This is a genomic window from Paenibacillus sp. Soil787 (genome assembly GCF_001429545.1).
Lineage (GTDB): Bacteria > Bacillota > Bacilli > Paenibacillales > NBRC-103111 > Paenibacillus_E.
Map to the genome: position 1 here is coordinate 25,268 of NZ_LMSP01000011.1, position 11,746 is coordinate 37,013.

The 11,746-nt window shown below is 43.5% G+C and carries 6 protein-coding genes; all 6 read left to right on the forward strand.

Translation table 11 applies throughout. The features are described from left to right. The first annotated feature begins 72 nt into the window (after positions 1 to 72). On the forward strand, positions 73 to 2,133 hold the full coding sequence (locus ASG93_RS12000) for a DUF5693 family protein (protein WP_414858858.1): 2,061 nt from the start codon (positions 73 to 75) through the stop codon (positions 2,131 to 2,133). Further along, complete coding sequence (gene csaB / locus ASG93_RS12005; protein ID WP_056832177.1) at positions 2,109 to 3,245, forward strand: polysaccharide pyruvyl transferase CsaB; 1,137 nt, start codon at positions 2,109 to 2,111, stop codon at positions 3,243 to 3,245. Before ASG93_RS12000 ends, csaB begins: the two co-directional genes overlap by 25 nt. A gap of 60 nt (positions 3,246 to 3,305) precedes the next feature. After that, a complete protein-coding gene (locus ASG93_RS12010; protein WP_056832179.1) occupies positions 3,306 to 4,094 on the forward strand; it encodes a WecB/TagA/CpsF family glycosyltransferase in 789 nt (262 codons plus the stop codon). A gap of 132 nt (positions 4,095 to 4,226) precedes the next feature. After that, positions 4,227 to 5,336, forward strand: coding sequence for a glycosyltransferase family 4 protein (locus ASG93_RS12015; protein ID WP_056832181.1), 1,110 nt, complete (start codon positions 4,227 to 4,229; stop codon positions 5,334 to 5,336). Positions 5,337 to 5,590: 254 nt separating this feature from the next. Next, positions 5,591 to 9,520: an S-layer homology domain-containing protein gene (locus tag ASG93_RS12020; RefSeq protein ID WP_056832182.1), complete on the forward strand. Its 3,930-nt coding sequence runs from the start codon at positions 5,591 to 5,593 to the stop codon at positions 9,518 to 9,520. A gap of 289 nt (positions 9,521 to 9,809) precedes the next feature. After that, the coding region (locus tag ASG93_RS12025) for an S-layer homology domain-containing protein (protein ID WP_162262848.1) at positions 9,810 to 11,746 on the forward strand (1,937 nt) is incomplete at its 3' end.

Here is an 11,746-nt window from a genome sequence, read left to right on the forward strand (position 1 = left end):
AGGACCTGAAGGGGTTTTCCAATGTAAGTACATACTTTACGAAGAAAGCTTTCTATCGGAAAGATCTAAGGAGTGGACAACTTGGCACAACGGTATCAAACATGGAATAAACCTCTCAAAAAAATCCTTTGGTGGCTCGTCATTATTGGCATGGTAGTCTCCCTGCCGCTAGCCTATACGCGTCACCAGACGGAAACTTCGGCCAATCAAGTCGAGTTTGTTTTCGATTACCGTGATTTGCTGGATATTTCGGATATTCAGACGAATCCGCAGACTTTTATCGCTTCGCAATTGAAGAATATGAAAGCAGCGGGCATTGGCTCAATGGCTGTGTACGAGAGTACACTAGCGGAGCTTGAAGAGAGCCGCCGTATCGAGGTATATAACTCTCGAGACGCTGCCGCACTTACCCAGACCTTGGGTGATCCTAACGAGAACTATACCTACGTGCTGTTCGCAGACAGTGCCACACAGCAGAAGCTGGAGCCGTTGATTCAGAAAACGTTCGCGGATCTGAAGGTTGGCACGAAGCCGTGGAGTTTCAAGAATAGAAACGGACTCATTATCCAAATGAGCATGGACGATGCATCGATCAAGGGGATGGACCCAGATCCGATGACCTTACAAATGCTGAAAGAGCAAGGGTTCCAAATCGTGGTTCGTCTATCGAATCGCAGACCTTTTGTAACCAATGAAATGGATCGCCTGTTGAAACAGCTCCATGATATCGGCGTGAAGCGCATCATCGTTGATGGCAATGAAGTTCCGGGTTACACAGAAGAAAATACGGAAATTAACCTGAATAAAATGGCAGATCTTCTTAATAAGAACGGTATCGGCCTAGCAGCTATTGAGTTATTAAAAGAGCCGCAAAAAGGGTTTAGCACGTTATCGAAGCAAACGAATTATAATGTCGTTCGCCTGCATTCGTTCACAGAGAAAGACGGAGAAAAGTTAACAGAGCCGCTCAAAAAATCGGAGCTGCAGGATCGTATCCAAGGCGTTGCGGATCGTTTAGTCCTGGCAGTGAAAGATCGCAATATCCGCATGGTTTTCTTGAATGCAAGGCCAGTGAAAAGCTTGGATAAAGGCAAAGTAGTTGATCCTTTAGCATCTTACTACGAAAGTTTGCAAGGAAAAGACGGCGCTATTCCCCGCATCCAAGAAGTCGGGTTTAAGCTTGGACCAGCAGAGCCATTTGATGTAAAAACGACAGGATGGCAGAAAATCGCCCGAATCTTCATGCTGCTTGGCGGTATTAGTTTAATCGTCCTGATGGTGTCCTTCTTCGTACCAGAAGCCATGCTGATCCTCTTCGTTTTAGGCATACTTGGCCTTACTGCTTTGCATACACTTTCGGCTAATCTATATGCTCAAGGTCTTGCTTTAAGTGCAGCCATTAGTGCACCAAGTATTGCAGTCATGCTGGCCATTCGTTCCGTTCGTTCAGGAGCCGCAGCAAAATGGAAGTTAGGACTTGCTTACGCCATATGGACACTATTCAAAACATCTGCGATTTCGCTGATTGGTGTCGTTTACGAAGTGGCTCTTCTCAATCATGTTACGTATTTACTCGTGCTGCAGCAATTCCGTGGCGTTGGCGTGCTGCATTTGCTTCCAATTGCGATCGCAGGTGTGTATTTATTATTCTTTAGCGAAAATAACACGTACAGCGATAAGATTGCGAATATTCGCAGTATCCTTTCTTCCTTTATTAGTGTGCTATGGATTGTAGTCGCTGGCGTAGCTTTAGCCGCCGTTTATTATTACTTGTCACGTACAGGAAATGAAGGACAGGCTTCTACTCTGGAGAAATTATTCCGCTCCTTCTTGGAAAATACATTGGGCGTGCGCCCTCGTACCAAAGAATTTTTGTTCGCACATCCGTTATTCCTGCTAGGCGCATATTTGTCCGTTCGTTATAGACATGCCGTCTATTTGATCTTCATCGGTGTAATCGGGCAGCTTTCAATTGTAGATACATTCGCGCACTTGCATACGCCTCTTCATATATCCCTGATCCGTATAACCTACGGTCTTGTGTTTGGCGCTTTAATTGGTCTCGTTCTGATTGTTGCTTGGGAAATAATCACAAGGAGTTGGAAACGATGGGTGCCACAGTTGTCAAAATAGCGCTATCCGGCTACTATGGCTTCGATAATAGCGGCGATGAAGCTGTGCTGCAATCGATTTTGTTTGCTTTGCAGGAGCAAGGTCGGGAGCAAGGCGTACAGATAGAGCCTATCGTTCTTTCTGCTAATCCTGAGAAAACGTCAGCGATGTACGGGGTGAAAGCCTATCATCGAATGAAGCCTGGTTCGCTGATTCGCGCTTTGCGAGAAGCCGATGGTTTGATTAGCGGCGGTGGCAGTTTATTGCAGGATGCTACAAGCTCGAAGACGATCCCATATTACTTGGCTGTTTTGAAAATAGCGCAGTGGCTGGGCAAGCCCACTTTTATTTACTCGCAAGGCATCGGGCCGGTTAGCCGCCCTATGTTTTATGGCTGGATCCGCAGCGTGTTCCAGCGCTGCGCGTATGTGTCGGTCCGCGATACGGAGTCCGCGGACTTATTAGTGAAGATGCGGCTCCCGCGGGAGCGCATCACGGTAGTGCCTGACCCGGTCATGGGCTTGCCGCTGCGCGGGTCTGTTGTTGTTGGCGGCGCGCCCGACCACGCGCCGGATGGTGCTGTGCGGACGGTCGGCGTGTCCGTCCGCTTCTGGAATGAGGACCGCTCGGAGCTGGAAGCTCTCTCGCGGTCCCTGGTCTTGCTGCTAGCCGCTAATCCGGATGTGCGGCTGCGGTTCTTGCCCTTCCACCTCCCCTCGGATGAGGTGGCGTCGCAGTTCGTGATCGACCGTCTCGGCGATCACGGGTCCCGGGTGGAGATGGTGCGAGGCATCGCCCATCCGCAGGATATGCTCGCGCAGGTCGCGGCATGCGACCTGCTGATCGGGATGAGGCTGCATTCTTTGATTTATGCAGCCTCGCAGTTCGTGCCTATGGTAGGCATCTCGTACGATCCGAAGATCGACCAGTTCCTCCATAGGCTTGGCATGAAAGCCGCCGCATCGACAGCTCGCTTCGATGCGGATGCCTTCGCGGCCGAGGCGCAGCGCCTGCTGGCCGGCCGAGAGGCTTGGGCGGCGTCCAGCCGCGCCGCCACCCTAGAGCTCAAAGCGCAGGCTCAGCTCCCTGCGCAGCGCATCATTTCTTTTTATAAACAAAGAACTAACAAATAGAAATAACAAAAAAAGCAACCAAAATCCGATTTCCAACGTCAATTAAAGGAAGAGATATCTATGAGTTCAACATCAACAACGATCCAATCTACGGTCGCATCTGCGAATGATGTACCCAAAGTTCGCATCTACGGAGTGCCCATATCCAAAATGAGCATGGACCAAACCGTAGCCTACCTTACGAACGTTATTGAACAAAGACAACCGCATCAGATCATTACCGCCAATCCCATTATGGTCATGGCCGCGCAAGAGGATTCTGCTTATCTGAGCATGATGCAGCGCGCTGAACTCATCGTTCCTGATGGAACGGGTGTCGTCTGGGCAGCCAAATATGTAGGTGAGCCTGTTGTAGAACGGGTTCCCGGCTATGATTTGATCCATGAGCTGATGAAAGTCGGAGAGTCAAAAGGCTGGAAGGTATACCTACTTGGAGCTTCCAATGAAGTTATTCAAGCGGCAGCTGAGAAGCTTCGTACCACCTATCCGAGGATAAAGCTGGTTGGCGTACGTGATGGATACTTTAAAGACGAGCAGGATGCTGAAGTTATTCGGGATATCGTGGATGCAGCTCCGGATATTCTTCTCGTAGGAAGATCTGCTGCTAATCAAGAGCCGTGGATTGGGAAATACAAACAACAAATCGGTGTCCCCGTTATGATGGGTGTTGGGGGAAGTTTTGATGTTCTTTCGGGCAAGCTAAAAAGAGCACCCGTATTATTTCAAAAACTACGTCTTGAGTGGTTTTACCGCCTAATACAGGAGCCTTGGAGATACAAAAGAATGCTTTTACTCCCCAAATTTGCTATCAAAGTGATGCGTGACAAAGAGAAAGTCACTAAATCATGAAAAATTTTATGAAAACTGGCTGAAAACGGTCATTTCAGACAAATTTAGCAGTGGTATTTGTGGACAAATGGGAGTATAATTCATTTCGGCGGATCACCTGCCACCCAAGACAAGAGGAGCTGTGAAGAAGACATGTATGGATTATATACGATTGGGTTTATCGCTTCGTGCGTAATGGCGCTGCTGCTGACACCCCTAGTCAAAAAATTTGCCTTCAAGGTAGGAGCAGTTGATGCCCCGAATCATCGTAAGGTACATACCCGAATAATGCCGCGTCTCGGAGGATTAGCGATATTCCTTGCATTCGTCGGAGCTTATTTCGTCGTCTCTCCAGCACTTGATGCCGTTAACTCCAATGCCGCATTTGGGTTGCTAATCGGAGGCTTTGTGATTGTCGTCACGGGTGCCTTGGATGATCGTTTTCAGCTATCTCCCAAATGGAAGCTGCTCGGGCAACTGATTGCCGCTTGCATCGTTGTCTCCTTTGGCCTTAAGATCGACCTCGTTAACATTCCTTTCGGAACGACCAACCTGCCAATTGGCTGGTTAAGTATTCCGATTACGATATTATGGATCGTCGGTGTTTCCAATGCGATTAACTTGATTGACGGCCTAGATGGCTTGTCAGCAGGCGTATCGGGTATTGCTACCACGACAATTCTAGTTCTTGCCTTGATGATGGGCAATGTTACCGTTATTCTACTTTGCGTTATATTACTAGGCAGTATCATAGGCTTCATGTTCTATAATTTTCATCCAGCCAAAATCTTCATGGGCGACTCGGGCGCCTTGTTCCTAGGCTTTGCCCTAGCAACACTATCGATTCTTGGCTTTAAGCAAGCGGCCGTTGTTTCCCTTTTAATTCCTATTATGATTCTAGGCGTGCCATTATCCGATACCTTCTTTGCGATCATGCGCCGTTACGTCAATAAATTGCCGATCTCTGCACCGGATAAAAGCCATCTGCACCACTGTTTGCTGCAGCTTGGATTCAGTCATCGTACAAGCGTACTGATCATCTATGGAATTGCCTCCATCTTCGGCGGCAGCGCGGTAATATGCTCGGTCTTCATTTCCCAAGATTCCACTTGGGGTCTTATCATGATCATCGTGGCTCTCTTCCTAATTATGCTAGTAGGAGCTGAAGCTATTGGTATCATCAGTAAGAGCCGTAAACCAGTGCTGAACTTTCTTCAGAGGCTTGTAGGCAAGCAAGTTCAGAGTGATCGTATGGGCAAGTAAGCAATAAAATTGTAATAAAATCGGAATCCAACCTTCGGGTTGGATTTTTTTTGCATTTTATGAATTTTTTTCTTTCTCTAAACATTTCCTTCGTTATGACCGATAAGTAAAGTACAAGAACTTTTGGCTATTAGCCGCGTCTAATCATGTGGAATAATAGAAGAATATGGGAGGGATTGTCGAAAGTAGGATAAGGTTGATAGAATGCCATAACGATACTAACAACATTTAGATTACATAAGGAGGAACTAATTTTGAAAACGAAGCTTAGGAGAAAGAAATGGCTTAGCATAAGCCTTATGGTCGCTATGCTGCTAGCCTTATTGCCGCCACTTAATGCCAGCGCGGCAGCAACAATCAGTATCTCGAATCTATATTCACCAAATCCAAACAATCCATTAACACCGTATGATGATTCTTTAGTAAATAAATTTACGGTCAATCCCATTGAAGTAGATACTTTAATTAATGGGATTGCAGATGATCAAATTACGGATATGTATTACGAGATATTTAATGCCAATACCAATCAAACCACTACGGTGAAAACAAACAAAGCAGTTAAGAGTGTGTCCAATAACAGCGAGATAGCATTCCAAAATGTTCAGCTCTCGCCAGGTAAGAATATTATTACCGTAAAGTTCGGTACTACAGGCAATATTGCATCCCAGCCTGCGTATGCTTACTATACGCCTGTGACTAATATATCTAACCTTCAATTCAACGGTGTAGATTTCTTGGATGGAGGAATTTATCCAAAGGGGCCTCCATATACAGGGATTTCTATTACGGGTACATCAACGAATGCAAACGCCATTGAGGCTAATTATGGTGGAACCGTCTATCAGCCTGCTGCTTTCCAAAACGGCAATTTTACTTATGTGACTAACACAGGTCGAACAACAGATATTGCGTTCAACCCTGGTGACAACAAAATTATATTCGCAGCTAATAACTTAACTAACTATTATACTTCGAATAGATCTTTTATTTATGATAATGGTAAAGCATTTGCTTATAATGCTTTAATTGATCTTAAAGGCACAGCTCCATCCAAAAAGCTAGTGGATAACCCAATCATTCAAGATGCAGCAACACCAATTCAAGACGTTGCATTGAAGGCTAACATCAAGAATCCTTTAATCGGCACTAATGCTACCGTCACAACGTTTGTTTATGTAGATGTATATACGTCCGGTATGGCTAGCACAAAGTTGCATTTTGATTTTACGAATACGTTGAACACACCTCTCTATACACCTCCTACAGCTCCTTCCCAATTGAATTCAGGAGGTGTACCATCTGCCAGTTTAACGAAAAACGCTACTCTTACTACATCAGATTATATGGTGTACGATTTTAATGGGCAGTTGCCTGTGAATACAAACAGTACCATACAGCAAGTAAACTTTGAATTTACAGATAGTAATGGGCTTAAAACAACTTCACAGTATACGTACTCGTACGTCAATCCTAACCAGCCTTATGTAGACCATGTTAACGTAAAGAGGTCTTCAGCTTCAGGTGGGACTTCGTACGAAGCAGCTGTTAGCCCATCTGGTACAACACAAATATCGGAGTTTCCTGCAAAATTAGAGGTTTACACGAGCAATAATACGACTGGGGTTCAAATTAACTTAAATGGGGTACCTTATCCAGCAAGTCCAATTCCAGGTTTTACAACAAGTACGGCAGCTGTTGATGCTAACGGAAATGCTATAAATGATGTCAATGGTGTTCAAATGAAGGATTATTCTATTAATTTACAAGGTATTCAGGATGGACCAGTCGTTTTCCAGGTTATTCCTTATATTGGTGGAGTTCCATCCGCTGCTGGAACCAAACAATATAGTTTGAATATTTCTGGCGCGCCATATGTCATTATTAATAATCTATTTACAGGAATGGTCGTCGATAGTGCAAGCAAACTTACATGCGGTGCTATTACCGGTCCATGCATCACAGGGCGCTTAGTAAATGTACCAACTGCGGATTACGGAACGGAAATTTACACACTGAATGGCACAGTTGTTAAACCAATAGCTGCTAATATACCTGCAGCTGGAAATAACGGCACATTTACCTTGACGAGTACGGAACTAAACCCTATTTTTAAAGGGGATGGCAAGTATACGTTCAAAGTTCAGCTGAAAATTAACGGACAACTGATTACAACATCTAGCGTTGATATCTTTGTACTATCTAGTAATGTTCCCGTAATCAACTATTTGAAACCAGTTGAAGCTGATCCTCTGAATCCGCAATTCACTGCGACTTCGCAGCCAGATACTTATGCCACAAGGGCAACAACGGTTCAATTTCAAGGGGAAATTGTAAACTCTGCAGTTGGTGTAACGCCAGGTACAGCACTTTACTTACGCAAAGCACCCGCGGCTTACTCGAATACAACCATACCTGTTGGTGGTCAAATCGTTTTAAATCCAATATTGACAAATGTACCTTTGCAGGATTTTAACACACCCGCAAGTACGCCAACCGTTCCAAATCCTTCAGCAATTTCATTGTCTGAATATGGTACTTATGTATTTGAATTAGTAGCGGCGAACGCTTCTTCAGGTTCAACTGCTAACAAACTAGTCACGATCATACGCGAACCTGTGCCATACGCTTTTATCAGCCCGCGACCAAACCAAATTATTAAGAATAATAAAGATGTCGACCAAGCTAACATTAATCAGAACTTCTATATGATTCAGCTTCAAGCTGATAATGCGGATTCCATCACTTTCGGTAAAGATGAGGCAATCTACGATAAGATTAATAAAAAGTACATGTATGAAGTGAAGAATCTTAAAGCTGGAGCTAACACAATCAAATTTACTGTGAATCGCGGTACAGCGAAAACCAATGCAAGCATTATCTTGTTTAATACCAACACAGATATCGAAGGCGAGCAATACAAGACTCCACTTGCTTCTAGCAACACGAAAGTATTTAATGGTCAAATTCAACTGAATTTCCCTAAAGACACCAAATTAATGCGTAATGATAGAACAAGTACAACGCAATATATAACTATAGACCGTCAAGTATTATTTGGAATTGCGAATAATGATGATGGCAGAATTGATAAACCCAATGAATCACTACTAGGGGTTAATTATTTAACGACGCCATCCCATTTCAGAACAGCAAGCAAGAAATATTGGATTGACGCCGGAATCATTCCTCCAACATCCAATACGACAACTCCTGGGCTGCAAGAGGCATACTTGGGCAGCGGAATTCTGCCTAATACAACAGATCCTAATCAGACAGCTTTCTATGTACGTAATTATAATGACATCGTGGTACCAACCAAAAGAGGTACACTAACGCTCAGCTATGACGCAAATATCAGAAATGATGCCGGAAAGTATATTTCCGTATTTCAATTTGGATATTTCGATAATCCAACTGGTCAGGGTCCTGCATTACCAAGCTGGAAAAATATTGGCGGAGTAGTTGATGCCAAGAACAATACGATTACCGTTCCAATTGATTCTTTTGGATATTTCCAGGTCATGTATATGGACGACAGCTTTAATGATGTCACGAATCACCCGTGGGCGAGAGATGATTTGGATACCTTGTATTCAAAAGGAATTATGTCTCCTAAGACGCCTTATCAATTTATGCCAAACGATGCCATTAGTCGTGGTGAGTTTGTCACAATGTTAGTCAAAATTTTCGACATACCACTTTTGAACCAAGATACACAACAAAGTGCTTATAATAATACTTCTGCTACCTTCTTGGACGTTCAAAGAGGTTATACAGATCCAACGGGTCTTACTAACTTCTTATCTATTGAAGCGGCAGCTAGAGCGGGTATCATCCGTGGTAATGCCAATGGAACGTTCTTACCTAGAAGCCCAATTACGCGACAAGATGCAGCCGTAATCATTGCAAGGGCAGCGGAGCTTAAATTAACTTCTGATCAACAAAAATCATTAACTGCACTTCAAAAGATTTTCACAGATGCAAATGCTGTTGATGTTTACGCTGTTCCATCTGTAGAGGCTGTAAATAAGGCTGGTTTAATTGAAGGTATAGATAATGTACTTCTACAAGGACAGAAGAAACTAACACAACGTTTCGACCCAACGGAAAACTTTACTCGTGCTGAGGCATCAGAGGTTGCCATTCGTGTAATGAAGCAACAAAAGAAACTTCCTAAATAAAAAGAAGCAAAAATAAAGACTGTATCCGATTTTTCGGATGCAGTCTTTTGTTTGTCAAGTAGGTGAAGATGTATGAATTAATAGATAGGTACCTCAATTGGTAGCTCGATTAATTGGAAAATACTTATCAATGAAATTATGCATACACTCACGTATACTAATGCATGTAGCCAAGGTGATAGACGCGAAGCTACATAGAGTCATGTCATGATTCATTAGTCGTCCCGTTGGTTATAAGTTTTTATAATAACAAAAAAACTTTCATAATATTAGGAGGAAACAAACCTTTATGAAGAAAACACTATCCGTAGTTCTTACATCCGCTATGGCTCTTTCCATGTTCTCATCGGTCGCATTTGGTAAAACATCTGCTGACTTCACAGACTTGAAAGACCTGGATGCAGCAACAAAAGCGAAGTTCGATGCGATGATCACTGCTGGTATTTTTGACGGCGTGACTGACACAACTTTCGGTTTGAAAGACGAAATGAACCGTGCACAATTTGCGAAAGTAGCGGCATTGATCATGGGTCTGGAAGTAAACAAAGACTTGAAAACATCGACATTCACTGACGTTAGTGTAACCGACGCAGCAAATGGTTATGCACTTCCTTACATCGAAGCTTTGAAAACTGCAGGTGTTACGGATGGCTATGCTGAAGGTCAATACAACCCGGCTGGTAAAGTAACGAAAGAACAACTGGCTACTTTCTTGGTTCGTGTTCTTGGTCAAGATGCAGCAGCTAAAAGCAAAACAGGTACAGATACAACTGTTTCTGATTGGGCACAAGGCTATGTCGCTTTGGCACTTGAACTGAAACTTCTATCTAACGGCACAGACGGTAAATTCGGCGGTATGGCTAACGCAACTCGCGATCTTCTTGTGAGCGGCGCATACGAAGCGAAACAACAATACGTACCAGCTGGTAAAGTATCCGTAACGGAAGCAAAAGCAACTGGCGTTCAACAAGTAACAGTAAGCTTCAACAAACCTGTAGATACAGCTAAAGCAACAGTTGCTTTAACAAAAGGAACTGCAAACATTGCAACTTCTGTTAAATTCGCTGATGATAAAAAATCTGCTGTACTGACACTAACTGACGTAAAAGTAAGCGAAGGTAGCTATACAGCAACACTTTCTGGTCTAGATGCAGCTGGCGTTGATAAGACAACAGCAACATTTACAGCTGAAAATGAAAAAGTGACAAAACTTAGCTTTGTAAATGCAAGTGATAAAATTGCTAAATCAGCTAAAGTCATTGTAAAAGTAAAAGCAGAAAACCAATATGGAGAAAATGCTTCAATTAATGGTGGCAGCTATACGGCATATGTATCCGGTGCTTCTCAATCTTTAACTAGAAACGAAGATACAGGTTTGCTAGAGCTTACACTTGACACAAGTGCTAAGCAATCCGAGATTGATGTTATTCCTGTGAATGTATTCTTAACAAACTCTTCTGTATCTGTACAAAAAACATTAAAAGTTGGAACTGAGCCTTACGTAACGAAAGTTGAGTTAGGTACAGTGAAATATCCAACGGGTAAAACGATGCTTTCCAGCAAAGGCGACGTTGCAGAAATCGGAATCACACGTTACGATCAGTACGGTGATGTAATCGCTGAAGGTGCAATTGTTGCGACACGTACGGCTTATGATGCAGTTATCACGCCTTACAGCTTTGATGCTCTTAAACTTGCAACTGACGATTATGATACTGTGAAAATCAGCTTGGATAAAGAAGTTGAAAAAGCAGGAGACTACACTGCAACGATTTATGTTGGTTCTGCAAGTGCAACAGTAACTGTAAAAACAGAATCTTCAAAAGTAGCTAACAAAGTTGAGTTCGGTTCCCTCAATGGCGTATTGGCACATGGTGATACAGACAAATACATCCCGATCGTTGCTTATGACGCGAATGGTAACAAATTAAGTGCGCAAGACATTGCTGATCAAGCAGCAGCAAAAAGATTCTCCCTGTCCGTTTCTGGTGGAACAGTTGCAACTGGTAACAACGGAAATGATGCGATTGTACAAACGGGTGAGCATAAAGGTCAAATTAAACTTGACTCGGTCGATGCTTCCGCTAACAGCGTAGTATTTATCAACTTGGGTATCTACTCTGCTAACGTTCAAAACAATGCTCAACAAAGCTTTACAATTCAAGAAGCTCGTAAACCAGAAACATTGGTTCTTGATGGTAGCAAGCCAGCTCAACAAGCACTTGC